At 45.8% G+C, this 18673-nt stretch carries 20 protein-coding genes, 1 other RNA gene and 1 pseudogene; 12 read left to right on the top strand and 10 right to left on the bottom strand.

From position 1 onward, the window contains the following. Positions 1 to 172: 172 nt before the first annotated feature. The 4 genes from A4G20_08670 to A4G20_08655 form a co-directional block, all read right to left on the bottom strand. The gene (locus A4G20_08670) at positions 173 to 3082 is read right to left on the bottom strand and encodes a hypothetical protein (protein ID QIW16402.1); all 2910 of its coding nucleotides are present in this window, start codon (positions 3080 to 3082) and stop codon (positions 173 to 175) included. A gap of 525 nt (positions 3083 to 3607) precedes the next feature. Then, complete coding sequence (locus tag A4G20_08665) at positions 3608 to 4168, bottom strand: 5-formyltetrahydrofolate cyclo-ligase (protein QIW16401.1); 561 nt, start codon at positions 4166 to 4168, stop codon at positions 3608 to 3610. Between the two features lies 1 nt (position 4169). After that, positions 4170 to 4349: non-coding RNA, 6S RNA (gene ssrS, locus A4G20_08660), on the bottom strand. A 58-nt stretch (positions 4350 to 4407) separates the two neighbouring features. Further along, entirely contained in the window at positions 4408 to 4719 is a 312-nt protein-coding gene (locus tag A4G20_08655) for a cell division protein ZapA (GenBank protein ID QIW16400.1), read from the bottom strand. A gap of 82 nt (positions 4720 to 4801) precedes the next feature. Between A4G20_08655 and A4G20_08650 the strand changes: the two genes are divergently transcribed. From A4G20_08650 to A4G20_08620, 7 genes are all read left to right on the top strand, one after another. Further along, entirely contained in the window at positions 4802 to 5350 is a 549-nt protein-coding gene (locus tag A4G20_08650) for a hypothetical protein (GenBank protein ID QIW16399.1), read from the top strand. A gap of 52 nt (positions 5351 to 5402) precedes the next feature. Next, positions 5403 to 6356 carry a thioredoxin-disulfide reductase gene (locus A4G20_08645; protein QIW16398.1) on the top strand — a complete coding sequence of 318 codons (954 nt, stop codon included), beginning with the start codon at positions 5403 to 5405 and terminating at the stop codon, positions 6354 to 6356. A 3-nt stretch (positions 6357 to 6359) separates the two neighbouring features. Beyond that, entirely contained in the window at positions 6360 to 7424 is a 1065-nt protein-coding gene (locus A4G20_08640; GenBank protein QIW16397.1) for a uroporphyrinogen decarboxylase, read from the top strand. Positions 7425 to 7432: 8 nt separating this feature from the next. Continuing rightward, entirely contained in the window at positions 7433 to 8029 is a 597-nt protein-coding gene (locus A4G20_08635; protein QIW16396.1) for a hypothetical protein, read from the top strand. A gap of 129 nt (positions 8030 to 8158) precedes the next feature. Continuing rightward, positions 8159 to 8431: a DNA-binding protein gene (locus tag A4G20_08630; protein QIW16395.1), complete on the top strand. Its 273-nt coding sequence runs from the start codon at positions 8159 to 8161 to the stop codon at positions 8429 to 8431. Positions 8432 to 8550: 119 nt separating this feature from the next. Continuing rightward, entirely contained in the window at positions 8551 to 9567 is a 1017-nt protein-coding gene (locus tag A4G20_08625) for a UDP-glucose 4-epimerase GalE (GenBank protein QIW16394.1), read from the top strand. Between the two features lie 111 nt (positions 9568 to 9678). Next, a complete protein-coding gene (locus A4G20_08620) occupies positions 9679 to 10953 on the top strand; it encodes an AmpG family muropeptide MFS transporter (protein QIW16393.1) in 1275 nt (424 codons plus the stop codon). A 39-nt stretch (positions 10954 to 10992) separates the two neighbouring features. Here the strand turns inward: A4G20_08620 and A4G20_08615 are convergent, their stop codons facing one another. Beyond that, positions 10993 to 11427, bottom strand: coding sequence for a hypothetical protein (locus A4G20_08615; protein ID QIW16888.1), 435 nt, complete (start codon positions 11425 to 11427; stop codon positions 10993 to 10995). Positions 11428 to 11712: 285 nt separating this feature from the next. Between A4G20_08615 and A4G20_08610 the strand changes: the two genes are divergently transcribed. The 5 genes and pseudogenes from A4G20_08610 to A4G20_08590 all read left to right on the top strand — a co-directional run bounded on the left by A4G20_08610 (position 11713) and on the right by A4G20_08590 (position 14801). Next, positions 11713 to 12438, top strand: coding sequence for a hypothetical protein (locus A4G20_08610; protein ID QIW16392.1), 726 nt, complete (start codon positions 11713 to 11715; stop codon positions 12436 to 12438). Next, positions 12439 to 12987, top strand: coding sequence for a septation protein A (locus A4G20_08605; protein ID QIW16391.1), 549 nt, complete (start codon positions 12439 to 12441; stop codon positions 12985 to 12987). It abuts the gene before it with no gap. Further along, positions 12977 to 13428, top strand: a pseudogene (locus tag A4G20_08600) (acyl-CoA thioesterase). Before A4G20_08605 ends, A4G20_08600 begins: the two are co-directional and overlap by 11 nt. Positions 13429 to 13448: 20 nt before the next feature. Further along, positions 13449 to 13745 (top strand): hypothetical protein, encoded by a 297-nt coding sequence (locus A4G20_08595; GenBank protein ID QIW16390.1) that lies wholly within the window; start codon positions 13449 to 13451, stop codon positions 13743 to 13745. Between the two features lie 444 nt (positions 13746 to 14189). Beyond that, positions 14190 to 14801 (top strand): transposase, encoded by a 612-nt coding sequence (locus A4G20_08590; protein QIW16389.1) that lies wholly within the window; start codon positions 14190 to 14192, stop codon positions 14799 to 14801. Between the two features lie 135 nt (positions 14802 to 14936). Here the strand turns inward: A4G20_08590 and artM are convergent, their stop codons facing one another. From artM to A4G20_08565, 5 genes are all read right to left on the bottom strand, one after another. Next, the gene (artM, locus tag A4G20_08585; protein ID QIW16388.1) at positions 14937 to 15620 is read right to left on the bottom strand and encodes an arginine transporter permease subunit ArtM; all 684 of its coding nucleotides are present in this window, start codon (positions 15618 to 15620) and stop codon (positions 14937 to 14939) included. Next, positions 15620 to 16291, bottom strand: coding sequence for an ABC transporter (locus A4G20_08580; GenBank protein ID QIW16887.1), 672 nt, complete (start codon positions 16289 to 16291; stop codon positions 15620 to 15622). Before A4G20_08580 ends, artM begins: the two co-directional genes overlap by 1 nt. After that, positions 16288 to 17013: an arginine ABC transporter substrate-binding protein gene (locus tag A4G20_08575; protein QIW16387.1), complete on the bottom strand. Its 726-nt coding sequence runs from the start codon at positions 17011 to 17013 to the stop codon at positions 16288 to 16290. Before A4G20_08575 ends, A4G20_08580 begins: the two co-directional genes overlap by 4 nt. Positions 17014 to 17032: 19 nt before the next feature. Beyond that, entirely contained in the window at positions 17033 to 17767 is a 735-nt protein-coding gene (locus tag A4G20_08570; protein ID QIW16386.1) for an arginine ABC transporter ATP-binding protein ArtP, read from the bottom strand. Positions 17768 to 18151: 384 nt separating this feature from the next. Beyond that, the gene (locus A4G20_08565; GenBank protein QIW16385.1) at positions 18152 to 18673 is read right to left on the bottom strand and encodes a GNAT family N-acetyltransferase; all 522 of its coding nucleotides are present in this window, start codon (positions 18671 to 18673) and stop codon (positions 18152 to 18154) included.

Here is an 18673-nt window from a genome sequence, read left to right as displayed (position 1 = left end):
TACCTTAAATATAGCGAAAAAATTGTTGATAAGTATACCGTAAAAACGGCCTTTTTTGAATGTTTTTGGCAGGAAAGCGGTGGGAATTTAGCGATTTTTTGCAAATCCCTGAGGAGAAAACCATCAGCCCCAAATCTGGTGGGATTTGAGGGCTGATATGGATTGGCCTGATTTAGAATTGATAGGCCAGTTTAGCACCAAAATGGGTTTGTTTTAGCTTGGCCTGAGAAACCGCATGGCGGTGCTCTGCTTCTAATCCAAGGCTTAATTGAGGCGAGATCTGAATATCTGCCTGGGCCTTGAACAAGACCGCATTGCCTAAACGGCCGTTGTCAAAGGAAACCCTATTGGCCTTGGTGCGAATGCTGAGTTGGCCGTGTTTTTCTTGGTTATGCTCGTAGAAAGCACCCACTTTCACGCTAACCAGTCCATTATCCCAACCCAAGTAAGTCCCTGCTTTTTGGGTAAAGACGCCATAAGGTTTGTTATCCACATACCAATTTTGGGCAATCTTATCTTTCACATCAAGATCAAGATAATGGTAGTTTAGGCCGGCAAGAGGGGTAATGCTGAAGTTGCCCAACTTCATCTGATAACCCAATTCCAATCCTGTCTGTACTTGATGGCCCTTAACCTTAGCAGCCCTAGCCTGGTATAAGGTTGATACCGTACCATCATGCCAGTGGGCGCCTAATTGGGCATTTAAAATAAGGCCATCCCATTGATTTTGCAGGGCAAGCAAGAGGGAGGCCGTTTTATAGCGGGCTGTGCTATAACCATCTGCTTTGGCATCAGGTGTTACTTTTTGTTGGCTATAGGCCAAAGCAGTATGCAGGTTGGTATGCTCAGAAAGCGGCACATAACCGCCCAAGAGGGTGGTATGTTGTTTACCTTCATAATCATAGCCATGGTTTAAGTAGCTCAGATCAGAGCGATAATCGCTCTTGCTATAGTTTTGCACCACATAGAAAGACTGCTTATGATTAGCCCATAAGTTATTGTTAAACAAGTTACTGACTGTTTTAGCCTGGTTATAAACAGCACGATTGGCCACCAGATAAGACGGAATACGGCTATTCACAGCTGGGCGTGTATTTGGTGATACTTTAGGTGCCTCAGTCTTAGGCTGTTCAGCTTGAGGCTCTTCAGTCTTAGGTTCTTCAGTCTTAGGTTCTTCAGCCTTAGGTTCTTCAGCCTTAGGTTCTTCAGCCTTAGGTTCTTCAGCCTTAGGCGGTTCAGACTTAGGTGGTTCAGACTTAGGCGGTTCAGCCTTAGGTGGTTCAGCCTTAGGTGGTTCAGACTTAGGTGGTTCAGACTTAGGCGGTTCAGCCTTAGGTGGTTCAGCCTTAGGTGGTTCAGCCTTAGGTGGTTCAGCCTTAGGTGGTTCAGCCTTAGGTGGTTCAGCCTTAGGTGGTTCAGCCTTAGGTGGTTCAGCCTTAGGTGGTTCAGTCTTAGGCGGTTCAGCCTTAGGTGGTTCAACCTTAGGCGGTTCAGTCTTAGGTGGCTCAGGCTTGTATTCTGGTAGCTTATGTTCAGGTGGCTGGCCGACCCTGGTGATATATTCAACCTTAGGATTAACTGCTGTACCATCAGCCTTAACTAATTTAGTATGTAGCTGGTAATCATAGTAGTCCTCGCTGGCTAAGCCCTTATTAAAGCTGACCAATTCTAATGTGTGAATAGATGCGCCATTAATAGCTTCAATAGCTGCTCGGAGATTGAAAAGATCAAATCCGCCTTGCTTAATTTCTTTAACTTGGATTAAAGACAAACCCTCATCAGGATCGTATTTACCGTCTTTGTTTTTATCAGAAGAAATGGTGGTGTTTTCGCCAGTTAGGAGCAAATTGACAGGAATTTTAACTTTACTCTCTAATTCATTAATATGAATATGCTCGGATTTCCATTTGGTGATATCATCATCTTGTCGATGAACCCGCAAGGCAATAGTTGCACCAGTATCTCTATTGTCCACCTTATCAAAAGACAGGGTATTTTCTGAAACCTGATCTATAGTTGTATTACGTCCAGGTTGAATATAGCTTTGTGGAAACCAGAGTGCTTCGGACGAAATAGTACCATGCCCACTTAAGGAAGTATGAGGGCGGAGTACCAATTGCCCCTTGAGGAGCTTGGCACCATTTAATTCTAGGTTGCCTCCCTGAACATCCGTGCCACCTTCTTGGGCAAATTCGCCAGTTAAAATTAAGCTACCTTTGTCTGCCTTGAGTAAGCTCCCTTCGCCTGTCACCTTACCCACATTTAAGTTACTCTTAGCAGAGGCAACATAGGCCCGAATAAATCCTTTTTCATCAATAGAGACTTGACCTAAATCAACAGTGACATTATCTCTAATAAATAGCGTCGCATTCGGAGCTATAGTGACTTCTTTGGCCTTATGCTGGGTATTTGCCTCTAGATTGATTAAGCCGTTTTCGCCGATGTTTAATTTATTGAGGTAACTGCCTTGCTTGAGGGTAAGTACGCCATTTTCGGTTGGTCGATAAGTTAGATTGACCTCACCAAGTCTTTCATTCTTATTACCTACCTTGCCTGCCAAAGTTTTTTTGCCGTTTAATTCATAAACCAACTCTCCCTCACCATTGGTGCTGATAATGTCAGCGTGAATGGTGTGGCTACGCAAGCCTGTATTAGAGTTGGGTTCATTTTTTTCTGAGATTTTAATTGTTTGTCCATTGATATCCAGCTCGCTGTCTGGATCCATATAGACCTCACTATAGTCCACCTGCTTATCATTGGCTAAACGAAGGCGGGTGTTAGGTTTAGCTGATACACGGGCAAAGACTTGGCTTTTCCCGTCAGCATCGGGTTCTTGTTGTAATACAGCAGATCCTTCTTCAAGTTCAAGGGTGGATGGATTGATTCCCTTTCCTCCTTGAGCTAATTCTCCCTCCCCCTTTTTAATAATACGCTCAACAACTGAATCACCATTATAAAAATGAGCTTCTGAATTACCTTTTGTGACAGTGATGGTCTGTGTAATTTGAGCATAAGCCGAGGTCAGCGTGGCTGAAATGAGCAAAGAAAGGGCGGTTCTTTTTAAAATCGTATTCGATTTCATATTGTCTCCTAATCATATATTTATTATGTCTTAAATCCTCTTTTCTTAAATAAGTTAAGCAAGGGATTTATATTTTGTTTATTTCTCTTAAGCCAAATAGGAATGGCTCGCAACTACAGAGGTGGGCTATTCTTACTCTTTTTTAAAATTAGAACAAATATTAAAAAACTGGTCGGATGAGTGTAAAAAAATGTAAGATTTTGGTAAGTTAATATATGTCTATAATATAGACTGATTTTGTATCTTAAGCCGCCAAAATGCTATTTTGTAAACTATATGCTATTTATTTGTAACAAAGTTTTGGGTGCTTGATCTTATTGAGAGATGCTTGCTATACATCAAGAAGCTGCTGTAAGCGGCAGGGTTAGGCGAGTGTGAATAAGGTGATTTAAGGAGGATATATTAAATGGATTTTAAATGATATGTTTAAATGTAAGGGGTTGGTATTTAATTAAAATAAATGGATAATGAATTTTTATAAAGTAAATAATATTGTTAAAAGCTTGTTGAGTAGATATTAAAGTTCTATCCCAAGATAATATGCTTAAGCGGCATATCCCAACTTTCAATCGGCAGGCTTTCAACCTGTTGGCAGGTATGGGCTAGGCCAACACTGATTAAATGCGGAGCCTGGGCCAGGGTTCTATCATAAAAGCCGCCCCCCATGCCCATGCGGTTGCCTGCTTTATCGCAGGCAACAAGCGGGGTAAAAATCAGGTCTAATTTGCAAAGGGGCAGGACTTGCCTGACATCCAGTTTAGGCTCTTGAATGCCAAAGCGGTTGAGTTCAAGTTGGCTTTCATCATGGTAATGCAGAAAAAGCAGGTTGCCTGGGGAGAAGGGGTGTAAGACAGGCAGATAAAGGGATTTTCCCGCCGCTTGTAAACGCTTCATCAAGGCAAGGGGAGAGATTTCACCCTTAAAGGGCAGGTAGAATGCGATGTTTTGGGCTTGGTATTGATGAATTAGTTCGAGAGCTGGCTCAATAATATTCTGTTCAGCTTGTTTTTGTTCAATGGGGGAAAGCTTAAGGCGTGCGGCCTGCATTTGTTTACGCAGGGCTTGGCGTTGATCTTGGATTGACATGAGAGTACCCGAAGTGCCGTTATCCGTAATGGTCCTTGAACCAAAAGGTTCAAGGCAGTCGAACATAACCATTTTTAGGCTTCTCGCAAGCGAGCCTGCTCACCAACAGTTTGAAAGTCCAACTTAAGGAGTTTAAATATCGGCTCAGGGACGTAACGAACAACGCACACCTCAGGCGAAGTAAATATTAACGGAATTTGACAGATTTTCCTAGTTAAAAATGGCCGAATTGATGATTTTTAACCGATTTGGAGCGAATCATTGTTGGCTTGCAATTTTCCCAGCGAACTGTCCAGCTTTTGAATGCAGGAAAGCAGCACATCTTTATTCTCGGCATTTTTCTGCTTTTCCAGCTCTAATTCATAATTGAGATTAAGGGCCACAATGGCCAGCACTTTTTCAAGTTGAATAATGCCAGACTGCTCCTTTAAAAGGGTGACCCGTTCTTCCAAACGTTCGGCAGAGGCCAGCAGGGCGGTTTGTTGTTCCTCTGGACAATAAAGGCGTAAAGACTGTCCGAAAATCTGCAATTCGATATTATTTTTTGACATAAATAGGGAAAATCTCACTTAAAATCATAAATTTTTGCTATTATGCCATTCTTTGAACGAATTACCAATAAGCAATCAACAAATGCCAATCACACAAGTTTCTGACTTTAAAAACCTGATTTCCAGCCTCCAAATTGACTATTCTGCCGCCGAATTCCACGGCTTTTTAAGCGGCCTGGTGGCAGGCGGGGTGCAGGATGAATCCTGGAAAACCTTAACCTACCAATTCACCAACGATGGCCATGCCTTCTCCCAAGCCCCTTTGGCTTCTTTAAGCGAATTTTACCAGCAATTAAGCCAAAGTTATTTAGACACCAATCCACTTTTCAGTCTTTGGTTGCCAGAGGAAGAAGACGGCTTTGCCTTGGCCGACAGCCTGGCTGAGTGGACAAACCACTTTTTATTGGGCCTAGGCCTGGCTCAACCTAAATTGCAAAGCGAAACCGATGAAGTGGGCGAGGCTATTGATGACTTAGACGAAATCGCTAAACTGGGCTATGAGGAAGATGAAGACCCTGAAGCCCTACTAGAAGCGGGTGAGGAAGTGGTGGAATACCTGCGAGTGGTGGCACTTTTCTTGCATAGCTATTTTGTCTTGGATAAGCAGCCTGCTTCAAACCAGGTCCACTAACAAGCGGTTTAAAATCAGCTATTTTTTACAAATTCAAGTATAAGGATACGATATGACAACCAAACATACCAAACTCTTAATCCTAGGCTCTGGCCCAGCTGGCTACACAGCGGCCGTTTATGCTGCCCGGGCCAACCTTAACCCTGTACTGGTCACAGGCCTGCAACAGGGCGGCCAGCTCACCACCACCTCAGAAATCGAAAACTGGCCAGGTGAGGCTGGCGATATTACTGGCACAGAATTGATGATGAAAATGCAGCAGCACGCTGAAAAATTTAACACTGAAATCATCTTTGACCATATCCATACGGTTGATCTGTCCAAACGCCCTTTCACCCTAACCGGCGACAGCCATACATTTACCTGCGATGCCTTGATTATCGCAACAGGGGCTTCGGCCAAATACTTGGGCCTAGCTTCCGAAGAAGCCTACAAGGGCCGAGGCGTGTCTGCCTGTGCCACCTGTGATGGTTTTTTCTACCGCAATAAGCCCGTGGCTGTGATTGGTGGTGGCAATACGGCGGTGGAAGAGGCTCTTTACCTGTCTAATCTGGCCTCAACTGTTCACCTAATCCACCGCCGAGACAGCTTCCGTAGCGAAAAGATCTTAATTGATCGCCTCATGAAAAAGGTGGGAGAGGGCAAGATCGTACTTCACACCCACCGTGTGCTGGAAGAAGTTATCGGCGATAATATGGGCGTAACCGGCTTAAAAATTAAGTCTACCCAAGACGGCAGCTTGGAAGATTTAGCTATTGACGGCCTCTTTGTAGCCATCGGCCATGCTCCAAACACAGGCATTTTTGAAGGCCAGTTGGAACTCAATAATGGCTATATTGTGGTTAAATCAGGCTTGGAAGGCAATGCTACGGCCACCAGCGTACCGGGTGTCTTTGCCGCAGGTGATGTGATGGATCATAACTACCGCCAGGCCATCACCTCCGCTGGCACAGGCTGTATGGCCGCGCTTGATGCGGAACGTTTCTTAGAAGCTCAAGAGGGATAAGCAATGACCTTAAAAAATGATCGTTATCTTCGTGCACTTTTACGTGAACCTGTGGATTGCACCCCAGTTTGGATGATGCGTCAGGCCGGCCGTTACCTGCCAGAATACAAGGCCACCCGAGCGGAAGCGGGCGATTTTATGTCCCTCTGCCACAATGCCGATTTGGCCTGCGAAGTGACCTTACAGCCCCTTCGCCGTTATGAGCTGGATGCAGCTATCTTATTCTCCGACATTTTGACCATTCCAGATGCCATGGGCCTGGGCCTCAGTTTTGGGGCCGGCGAGGGGCCAAAATTTGCCCGCCCGATTAGCTCTAAGGCGGACGTAACCAATCTGCCTATTCCTGATCCTGAGGGGGAATTGCAGTATGTGATGAATGCGGTACGCACCATTCGCCGTGAGCTCAAGGGGGAAGTGCCTCTTATCGGTTTCTCCGGTAGCCCTTGGACCTTGGCCACCTATATGGTGGAGGGCGGTTCCAGCAAGGCCTTTACCAAGATCAAGAAAATGATGTATGCCGAGCCAGAAACCCTGCATGCCTTACTTGACAAGCTGGCCGACAGCGTGATTCTCTACCTCAACGCCCAAATCAAGGCGGGGGCCCAGGCGGTTATGGTCTTTGACACCTGGGGCGGCGTGCTGGCCCACCGTGAATACTTGGACTTCTCACTTCGCTATATGCACAAGATCGTGGATGGTCTTATTCGTGAAAACGAGGGCAGAAAAGTACCTGTTACCCTCTTTACCAAGGGCGGTGGTTTGTGGCTGGAAGCCATTGCTGACACAGGCTGCGATGCAGTCGGCCTAGACTGGACCGTCAATCTAGCCGATGCCCGCAAGCGGGTGGGGCATAAGGTGGCTCTTCAAGGCAATCTCGATCCAAGCGTGCTCTATGCATCACCTGAGCGGATCCAACAAGAGGTCAAAACCATCTTGAGCGATTTCGGCAACGGTTCTGGCCATGTCTTTAACCTGGGCCACGGCATTCATTTGGATGTGCCAACCGAAAGCCCGAAGGTGCTGGTGGATTCAGTGCATGAGTTCTCCAAGCCTTACCACCAATCATAGGACCAGCGATGCGTAACCCAATCCACAAACGTATGGAACGTTTTGAGTCCTGGCAGCACCTGACCTTTATGGCCTGCCTGACCGAGCGTATGTTGCCTAATTTCCAGCTCTTTTGTGAGGTAACAGATCAGGCTGAGCAGGCTAAGGTCTTTCAAAATATCCTCAACCTGGTCTGGGAAAGCCTGACGGTTAAGGGGGCCAAGATCAACTTTGAAAATCAGCTGGAAAAACTGGAGACCATTATTCCAGATGTAAACAGCTATGATTTTTACGGGGTTTTCCCGGCAGAAGATGCCTGCGAGGCCCTGTCTGAAGTCCTACATAGTATTATTGCTGGCTCAACACTGGAGCAATCCATCAAGCTCAGCCAGCTTTCCCTCAAGACGGTTGCCACCTATTTGGAAACCCAGCTTGATCGAGAGCTAAAGGAGCAGGAGCTAAAAAATGCCGATGAAATCCAGGAAGAATTGGATGTGCAATGGCAGATCTACCGCCTGCTCAATGAGTGCGAAGAACGGGATACAGACCTGATTCTGGGCCTGAAAAACGAGCTAAGGCAGGCGGGAATCAGTAATATTGGATTAAAATTTGAGCAAGAAGTGTGATCTAGGTTGCATTTTCAACATTATTTGCTTTGCTTATGCCTCATATTCTATTAAGCTAGCGGGGCATTCTTGCAACAAATAAAAAGCCCTTGAAAATAGGGTGTTCAATCTAATTAAGAGGATAAACTTATGAACAAAACTGAGTTAATCGATGCCATCGCAGCCAGCGCTGAGTTAAACAAAAAACAAGCAAAAGCTGCTTTAGAAGCAACATTAGAAGCCATCTCTGGCAGCCTCAAAAAAGGTGATGCTGTTCAACTTATCGGTTTCGGTACTTTCAAAGTGAACCACCGTAAAGCCCGCACAGGCCGTAACCCGAAAACCAAAGAAGAGATCCAAATCCCAGCTTCTAACGTACCAGCCTTTGTTGCAGGTAAAGCCTTAAAAGATTTAGTCAAATAAGTTTGTCAAAATCGATAAAAGAACCCGCTTAAATTTGATTTAAGCGGGTTAATTTTTTTGTAAAATAAGGTAAACTACAAGCGGTGTATTTTTCTGCATTTTTTGCAAAGGAGCAAACAATGGCAATTTTAGTAACAGGCGGAGCCGGCTATATTGGCTCGCATACCGTAGTTGAACTGGTGAGTGCTGGGCGTGAGGTTGTAGTGTTAGATAATTTGTCTAACTCATCTGAGGTTTCACTTAAGCGGGTTGAGCAAATCACAGGCAAGGCTGTGCCTTTTTACCAGGGCGATATTTTAGACCGTGCCTTATTAGCCCAAATCTTTGCCCAGCATAAGATTGAGGCGGTAATTCATTTTGCCGGCCTCAAGGCCGTGGGCGAAAGCGTGAGGGAGCCGTTACGTTACTATCAAAATAATGTAACAGGCTCGATTGTCTTGGTGGAAGAAATGCTCAAGGCTGGCGTGCATAACATCGTTTTCAGCTCATCGGCCACGGTTTATGGCGACCCAAAAATCATTCCAATCACCGAAGACTGCGAAGTGGGCGGGACAACCAACCCTTACGGCACCTCTAAATATATGGTAGAGCGGATTTTAGAAGATACAGTCAAGGCCTTCCCGAAACTTAGTGCGGTAGTGCTGCGTTATTTCAACCCAGTGGGCGCCCACATCAGCGGCCTGATTGGGGAAGATCCAAACGGCATTCCAAATAACCTCCTGCCTTACATCAGCCAAGTGGCCGTGGGTAAACTAAAAGAGCTTTCAGTTTTCGGCAGCGATTATAATACGCCAGACGGCACGGGCGTGCGGGATTATATCCATGTAGTCGATTTGGCTCTGGGCCACCTCAAGGCGCTAAACCGCCACCAAGACGATGCCGGCTTCCACATCTATAACCTAGGCACAGGCACAGGCTATTCAGTCTTAGATATGGTTAAGGCCTTTGAAGAAGCCAACGGTATTGAAGTGCCTTATAAGCTGGTGGAACGCCGCCCAGGCGATATTGCCACCTGCTATTCCAATCCTGAAAAGGCGCTTAGAGAGCTGGGCTGGAAAACTGAGCGTGATCTGACCCAAATGATGAAGGACACCTGGAACTGGCAGAAGAATAACCCGAATGGGTATAAAGCCTAAGTTAAGCATCTAGCTTATGGATGGCGCCAGCGTCCTCGCTGGTGCCTTTGTTACCGAGAGTTATCAGCACCAGCCTAGAGGCTGGCGCTATCAACTTATTGAGGATCTGATATGTCCCAACCCCAACCCACCCTCTGGCAGCAAATCTTCACCAAGAATATGTTGCTCTGTATTTTTACAGGCTTTAGCTCAGGCTTGCCGCTCTATGTGCTCTTCCAACTTGTGCCAGCCTGGCTGACCGACACAGAAGTGGATATTAAAACCATCGGCTTCTTTACCCTGGTCGGCTTCCCCTACACTTGGAAGTTTATCATCGCTCCCTTGCTAGACCGCTATTACCCCAACTTCCTGGGCCGCCGTCGCAGTTGGATGTTTATCACCCAAATCGGCCTCCTGGCAGCCCTCGCTCTCTTGGGTCAGTTTGATCCTAAAACCCAAATCCAAACTGTTGCGGTGATTTCAACCATCATTGCCATTCTTTCGGCCGTCCAAGACATCGTCATTGATGCCTACCGCCGGGAAATCTTAAGCGATGAAGAGTTAGGCCTGGGCAACTCGGTACACGTTAATGCCTACCGCATTGCTGGCCTAATCCCTGGCGGTCTATCCCTCATCTTAGCCGACAGCTACCCTTGGGATACGGTCTTTATCTTCACCGCCCTCTTTATGATTCCTGGTCTTTGTCTCTCCCTCTTCTTGGGCCGTGAACCAAAAGTGCCTGAAATCGACCGCTCCATGCCCTTCTACCGTGCCTTTGCTGTGCCCTTCCAAGAGTTCTTCTCCCGTAAAGGCTTGGCAGCAGGCTTAGGGCTCATTCTCTTTATCTTCCTCTACAAATTCGGTGATTCCTTGGCGACCTCGCTTCAAACCAAATTTGTGCTGGATATGGGCTTTACCAAAACAGACGTGGGCACGGTGGTCAAACTCAACTCCCTTTGGGCTTCAATTATTTCGGGTATGATTGGGGGGATTTTGATGATTCGCCTAGGCATTAACCGTGCCTTGTGGCTCTTCGGTGCCGTTCAGCTCATCACCATCCTCTGCTTTGTTTGGATGGCCAGCTATGGCAAGTTTGAAACCATTGGCTCTTACGAATATTTCGTACTAACCACAGTGATGATTGCGGAATATATCGGCGTGGGCTTAGGTACAGCCGCCTTTGTGGCCTTTATGGCCCGGGAAACCAACCCGCTTTACACGGCCACCCAGCTGGCTATTTTCACCAGTTTATCAGCCATTCCGAGTAAGCTGTTTGGTTCCTTCTCTGGGGTCTTGGTAGAAAATTATGGCTATTATAACTTCTTTTGGATCTGCTTTGCTGTGGGTATTCCAGGTATGCTGGCGCTGTTCTGGGTTGCACCTTGGAATGAGAAAAAAGCAGCTTAATTCTATAAAAGATTTCGCCTCACATTGTGAGGCGATTTTTTATAACTTATCAAAATACTCCTGTCCCCAGGTTTCTTCCGCTAATTTGAGCAAATTTGCAAAATCTTGGAAACTTGGTACCGCTTGTTCGGCTACTTTCACATTTTCCTCCTTGAGTTTGGTGCATAGCTCCTCATACCATTTTAAAAGCGAGAGGGTTAAGGGAGATTTGGCCCGCCTGCCAAGCCAAAAAAGGCCTTGCACGGGAATGCTCAGGGCAAAAAGGGCGGTTAGGATGGCGTTGGCCAGCACAGACTGCTCAGGGTCAAAAAAGAAATACTGCCAAACCACGGCAAAACAAGCGAAAGCAGGCATAAAACGGTTGGACAGTTTCACCAAACGAATAAGGCGGTAGTCTGGCATAAAAAGGGCCAGTTTTTTTTGGTTGGGGTAGGTATCTAAATACCGTTGCCCGGCTTGTAGGGTGTTGTACATAGCTTCCAAGAAGAAAATCAAAGGATAAGGCATTGTATAGCACTGACAGAAATCTACAATAGGGCGTGTCCTCAATTTGAAAACGAGTCGGTTTTTCGAGCAAAAAACGACAGATACAAGGAAAAAACGCAGCCAACATTGAAATGTTAGCCAGTATTTTTGACGAAGTAGATGGCGAGTTTTTGCCGAAAATACCGCCGTGAGCAAATTGAGGGCACGCCCTAGCCTAATGCAGAAACTATTGCTATACTTTGCCCTGTTTTTTGATGTTTCTTTGAGGATCTTATGCCCATCAATTTTGCTCAATTATTCCAAGATAGCTGGAATTTTATGCGTAATCAGTCGCACTTTTCCCTCTTTGCCCTAGGCTTGGTCTTACTGGCTCAAATTGGCCATTTTTTTGCCACACCTCAACTTAGCTTAAGTTCTACAGAAGCCGATTTTGCAGGCCAAGGCCAGGATTTACCGACTATCTTGCCCACCCTCCTATTTGGTGTGCTCAATCTTTTAATCACCATTCTGATTATTTTAAATATCCGCCAGATCAATCAGGGCCAATTTAAGTCCTTCTTTGCCCCACTGGGCCAAAGTTTGGCGGCCTTTTTCCCTGTAGTGGTTATTACCATTGTCAGTGCCATTCCCCTTTCCATCGGCTTTGCCATGCTCTTAACCAGCCGAGATCTGGCCATTCTTGCCCTGCCAGTCTTGATTACGGGTGTTTTTGTTTTTATTAAATTTAGCCTGGCTCACTATGTTTACCTGCTAGAAAGCCCGCAAAGAGGCATTGGCCAAACCCTTAAAGAAACCTGGGGGCTTAGCCGGGGCAAGATGTTTCCGCTTATTCTCTTTTGCGTGATTAACTATATGTTGCCAAGCATTTTGCTCAATCTCTTAACCGCCTCAGGCAACCAAGTGGTGGATATGTTGGCCCTGCTAGTCAATGCCTTTATCAGCGTCTTTACCCTGATTTTTAGCTTCCGTTTTTACCAGGTCTATCGCCAAGGAGCCTAAGTGAAACAGTTACTGGAATTTATTCCCCTCATTCTCTTTTTTCTGGTCTACAAGTTTTATGGCGTGCAGGAAGCCGCTCTGGTTCTTGTGGTAGCAACCCTGATTCAACTGGTTTTGCTCAAGGTCTTGTACAAGAAAATTGAAAAATCCCAATGGATTATGGGCGCTGCCGTGGTCTTTTTTGGCCTTCTGACCGCCTATTTTAACGACCTGGCCTTCCTCAAATGGAAGGTGACCATCGTCAATCTAATCTTTGCTGCCGCCCTCTTGATCAGCCAATATGGCTTTAACAAGCCCCTTATCCAGCTGCTCTTGGGCAAGGAAGTCAAGTTACCAGAAGCTGCTTGGCGCACGCTCAATCTAGGCTGGGCCGGCTTTTTTGTTATCTGTGCCATCATTAATGTTATCATCAGCGAGTTTTTCTCGGATGATGCCTGGGCCACCTTCAAGGTTTTCGGCCTAACAGGCTTGAGCCTGGCAGCTGTGATCGGCACGGGCTTTTTTGTTTACCCCTACTTAAAAAATACTGAGGAATCGAATGGAAAATAATCAACGCCAACCTGAAGGCACCCTTATTTTACGCACCCTGGCCATGCCGTCTGACACCAATGCCAATGGCGATATTTTCGGCGGCTGGATCATGTCCCAAATGGATATGGGCGGGGCAATTCTTGCCAAGGAACTGGCCAAGGGCCGAGTGGTGACCGTGGCCGTGGACAGCATGAGCTTCCTCCTGCCGGTGGCTGTGGGGATGTGGTGTGCTGCTACGGCAAATGCACCAAGGTGGGCAGAACCTCGCTTCAGGTTAAGGTCGAGGTTTGGATCAAAAAGGTTTACGAAGGCATCCGTGATCGCCAATGTGTGACCGAGGCCATGTTCAGTTTTGTAGCCGTGGACAGCAATGGCCGCCCACGTCCAATTCCTCGTGAAGACAACCCAGAATTAGCCCAAACCCTGGCACAGATTGAACAAGAAAATCAAGCTAACTAAAACCAAGATAAGGAGCGACCATGTACTATGTGATTTTTGCCCAAGACTTACCCAATACGCTGGAAAAACGCCTGGCCGTGCGTGAAAAGCACCTTGAGCGTTTAAAAGCCCTCCAGGCTCAAGACCGCTTGCTGACCGCAGGCCCCAACCCAGCCATTGACGATGAAAATCCAGGCCAGGCCGGCTTTACAGGCTCAACCGTTATTGCCCAATTTGACTCTTTAGAAGCGGCCAAAGACTGGGCCAGCCTTGATCCTTATGTGGAAGCAGGGGTTTATGGTGAAGTGGTGGTCAAGCCTTTTAAAAAGGTTTTCTAAGGCTGACTGACCAAGATAAGACAGACAAGCGGGGCGATTTGTGAAAAAAAAGGCATATAGGACAAAATAGTTGGTAAAAAGTGGCTTAAAGCCTTATAGTACAAGGCTTTAAGCCCTCTTTTTGAAATATGCACAAAAAACTGTCCTTTCTGCCAACATTCCCCGATCCAGAAGTATGGCAAACAAAATAATGTACAGCGTTACAAATGTCTTAGCTGTAATAAAACATTTACCTTTAAGAATAAATTAGATCCTGAAAAAATTTGGCTTGATTATTCATCTGGAAAACAAACACAAGTACAGTTAGCAGAAAAATATTCTTGCTCTTCTCGAACTATTCGAAGATATTTAGAGAAGCACCCTAAATCCTCCTTAAATAAACCTCAAAATACATACTTGAACTTAATTATTGATACAACATTCTTTCACCGAGATTTTGGTGTAATGGTGTTTATTGATAGCTCTACAAAAAAGGTGGTTTATCACCAAATAGTCAAAACAGAAAAAGATATCTATTACAAGAAGGCCATGAACCGTTTAAGGGAAAGAAATTATATTATTCAATCAGTTACCTGTGATGGGCGTAGAGGCCTCTTAAAAGATTTGTTCAATACACCAACACAGATGTGTCAGTTTCATCTTGTAGCAATCGTAATGAGGGCATTGAGAAAGAAACATCAATCACATGCAGGAAGAGAATTAAAAAGTATTATTAAGACGCTTAAAACCAGCTCTAAAAATGAATTTTATTTAAAAATATATGAATGGAAGAGAAAACACCAGGAGTTTTTAAGTGAACGGTCAGATAAACCAAATGAAAAAGGGAAATACCCTTATAAACATCGAAGTGTAAGAAGTGCTGCTGCGAGTATTAAGCGTTATTATGAATATATTTTTACTTATGAGAAATATCCTGAATTAAATATTGAAAAGACAACAAATAGGATTGAAGGTTTATTTAAGGAACTAAAAGACAAATTACGTCCGCACAGCGGTTTAACAAGAAAGCATAAGATCTTGTTTATACAGGACTTTTTGAACAAAAAGAGTTGGTAAGGATCTGTTAAAATAATCTTTACCAACTTTTTTGTCCTATAGAGGCATAAAGTGCAAAAAGACCAACTATTTTGTCCTATATGCCAAAAAAAACACAAATCGCCCCGCTTGTATATTGGTTAAGGGTTCGAGGGTTTAAGCCTTTTCCGCCTCAAAGCGTTCAAAGGACAGAACCTTGCTCTCTACACGGCGTAGGATAACCGTCATAATCCCAGTAATAACCAGGTAAATCACACCCGCCATGCCGTAGATGGAAAGGGCGTCGTATTCGGTGCCGTAGAGCTGTCTAGCATAGCCCATGATATCCATAATGGTGATGGTTGAAGCCAGCGATGTGCCCTTGAAGACCAAGATAATCTCATTGCTGTAAGAAGGCAAGGCTCGTCTTAGGGCATAAGGAATCAGGATCTTAAGGGTTTGAATGCGGCTTAAGCCTAGGGCAGCACAGCTTTCCCACTGGCCTTTTGGAATGGCCTTAACCGCCCCGTGAAAGAGCAGGGTGGAGTAGGCTGCACTGTTGAGCGCTAGGGCCAACATGGCACAGAACCAGGCATCAGAAAAAAGCACCCAAAGGGGGCTGTCAATCAGCCATTGGAACTGGCCTGGGCCGCTGTAGATCAAGAAGAACTGGATCAAAAGCGGCGTGCCTGTAAAGAGGGTGATAAAGCCATTGACCAAGGCCTTGCCCAGGCTGGAATTGCTGGACAGCACAAAGGTAAAGCCCACAGCCATCACAAAGGCGATGAGTAAGGAGACAAAGGTCAGTTGCAAACTGGTGCCAATGCCCTGTGAAATGGTGACTAAATATTCCCACAACATTAGGTAACTCCTCGCTCAAAACGGGTAACGTGTTTTTCCAGCAGATTGATAATCCGTTGGCTAACCAGGGTAATGGCCAGGTAAATCAAGGCTGCAATCCCAAACCAGGTAAAGGGCTGGTGGGTGGTGGCGTTGATAAGTTCAGACTGACGCATGATGTCGTCCACGCCGATGAGGGAAACCAGGGCCGTATCTTTGAGTAGAACCAGCCACTGGTTACTGAGACCCGGCAGGGCATGGCGCCAAACCTGGGGCATAATAATCCGCACAAAAACCTGCGAACGGCTTAAACCTAAGGCTGCACCTGACTCCCACTGGCCCAGCGGAATGGCCTTAATGGCTCCCCGTAAAGACTGGGAAGCATAGGCGGCAAAGATAATGGCCAGGGCAACCGAGCCACACCAGAAGGCGTTGAGTTCGACAAAATCATCTGTAACCAGGAAAACGACCTGGGTAAGACCAAAAAAGACCAAGAAGACCACCAGAATTTCAGGCAGCCCCCGTAAGAGTGTTAAACAAGCGGTGGTAATTTGGCGAATAATTGCAATTTTACTGGTTTCCAGCACCACAAAGAGCATGGACAAGACCAGCCCAATCACCAAACTTGCCAGCGCAAGCCCCAAGGTCATCAGGGTTGCGCTGGCCAGTAATTCAAGATAAGAAGACATTATTTGCCTGCCATCCAAGTGTTATAAATTTGCTCTAGCTTGCCGTTGCTTTTCACGGTAGCAAGTGCGCCGTTTAATTTGTCTAATAAGTCTTTATTAGACTGGTTTACTGCAATGCCGTAGCCATTGCCAAAGAATTCTTGGTTGGTGACTTTTTCACCCACAAAGGCAAGGCCTTTTTCGGTTTTTAACCATTCAGCTAAAACAGGGGTGTCGCCAAAGACCATATCAATCCGACCATTTTTCAGATCTAAAACCGCAGCCTGCAAGGTGGCATAAGGCTTGAGGTTATATTGCTTGCCGTATTTGGCCAGGTATTGCTGGAAGGTTGAACCATTTTGTACCCCAACATTTTTGGCGGTTTCTGGTGTGGCCTTGCCATCTACAGCTAAAAAGCTAGCAGAATTATCCAAGTAGGCATGGGTGAAGCTAACCTGTTTTTGGCGGGCTTCGGTGATGTCCATGCCAGAAATAATGGCATCAAATTGCTTGAACTTGAGGCCTTGAATGAGGCTGTCGAAAGACTGGGTCTTGAATTTACAGGTCACCTTGAGTTCTTCACACAGGGCATTGGCCAGGTCAATATCAAAACCGACTAATTCGCCCTTTTCATTGGTGGTTTCAAACGGTGCGTAGGTTGGCTCCATGGCAAAGGTGATGGAATCCTGTGCCTGGGCGGATAGGGCAGTTGCGGCTAAAAGGCTTGCAAGCAGTAATTTTTTCATGGTTGTGTCCTCTTTTTTATTAGTGTGAGTGTGAAAGATAGTTGGCAAACTGGGCCGTTTTCGGCTGTGCAAAGCAATCAGCACCGCCTTGTTCAATAATTTTACCTTGTTCCATATAAACCACCTTGGTGGCTACCTTCATGGCAACCGAGACCTCGTGGGTCACGATAACCTGGGTAATGCCGGTGCTTTGTAATTCCTTGATAATATCCACCACTTGGGCGGTGATCTCTGGGTCTAGGGCCGCCGTTGGTTCATCAAAGAGCAGGACTTCAGGGTTCATCATTAAGGCCCTGGCAATGGCCACCCGCTGCTGCTGGCCGCCTGAAAGCTGGAGGGGAAAACGCTCTGCAAAAGGGCTGAGTTTCAAGCGTTCCAGCAAGCCCTTGGCCCGTTCAATAGCTTCTTCCTTGCTTAGGCCTAGCACCTTCATGGGCGCTTCAATCAGGTTTTGCAGGACGGTAAAGTGATTCCACAAGTGGTATTGCTGGAAAACCATGCCCACATTTTTGCGTAGGGCCTGGATTTGCTTGGCATCGGTTTTGGCAGACAGATCGAACTTTTGATCTGCCACTTCTAGGCTGCCAGATTGCGGCACTTCAATAAGGTTGAGGGTACGAATCAGGGTACTCTTACCCGCCCCACTGGGGCCAAGCAAGACCACGGTATCGCCCTTTTCAATATTGAGATTGATGTCGAACAGGGCTTGGCTGGAGCCGTAAAAAAAATTGACATTGCTAATGCGAATGGCCATTTGAGCGTGTCCTATAGGGTTAAATCGTTAAACTGAATTTATAGTATTTTTTATTGCATAATTATGCAAGTGATTTTATGTAAAGAATTGTGTGTTATTTCAGCTTTTCTGCAAGAAATAGGCTATTTTATACCGCTTGTGGGTAAAATAAACCTAGGTTTTGTTGATCATTGATAAATTTGCGGTTGTCGTGATCTTAGATAACCTAGAAATGTGGTTCCCCTCTTTAGAAAAGAGGGGTAGGGGAGATTTGACAGTATCTTTTTTGCTCATAAATCATGAGCCAATATGTGGTAAGAGTGCTATTCATTCCCTCTCTTCCGTTTTCATTTCTGCCAAATCTCCCCAGCCCCTCTTTGCTAAAGAGGGGAGACACTCATAGGATCAGCTCTCAATCCCCTTCTGATAACTCAACATCAAAAAGCTCCGCCACTTGTCCCTGCCTTGCTCGTCCTTGCCCATATTGGCGATATTGGGGAATCTGCCCCACACCTCAAAGCCGTGTTTTTTCATGAGGTTTTGGCTGACCTGGTTGAGTTCAAAAACATAGGCCATAAGCGTATGGATTTGGTGATTGAGCATTTGATCCTGCATAAACTGGATGATTTTTGAACCATAACCCTTGCCCTTGGCTGATTCATCTAGGTAGATGCTGATTTCTGCCGTATGCACAAAAGCTGGCCGCTCGTAAAAGGGGGAGAAGCTAAACCAGCCGGCAATGCCCTGTTCATCTTCCACTGTCCAAAGGGGATATTGCTGGGAGCTAAGGTGAAAATCAAACCAGGCCCGGCGGTTTTCTGGCGTGGCAGGGTAGAGATCGGCCGTGATTTGGTGGGTGGGAATGGCCTGGTTGTAGATGGCCAAAATGCTTAAAAAGTCCCTTTCTTCTGATTTGCGAATACGCAT

This window comes from Pasteurellaceae bacterium RH1A (assembly GCA_012221805.1).
Classification (GTDB): domain Bacteria; phylum Pseudomonadota; class Gammaproteobacteria; order Enterobacterales; family Pasteurellaceae; genus RH1A.
The sequence above is the reverse complement of the archived record's forward strand: the minus strand, read 5'-3'. Positions and strand labels throughout refer to the sequence as shown.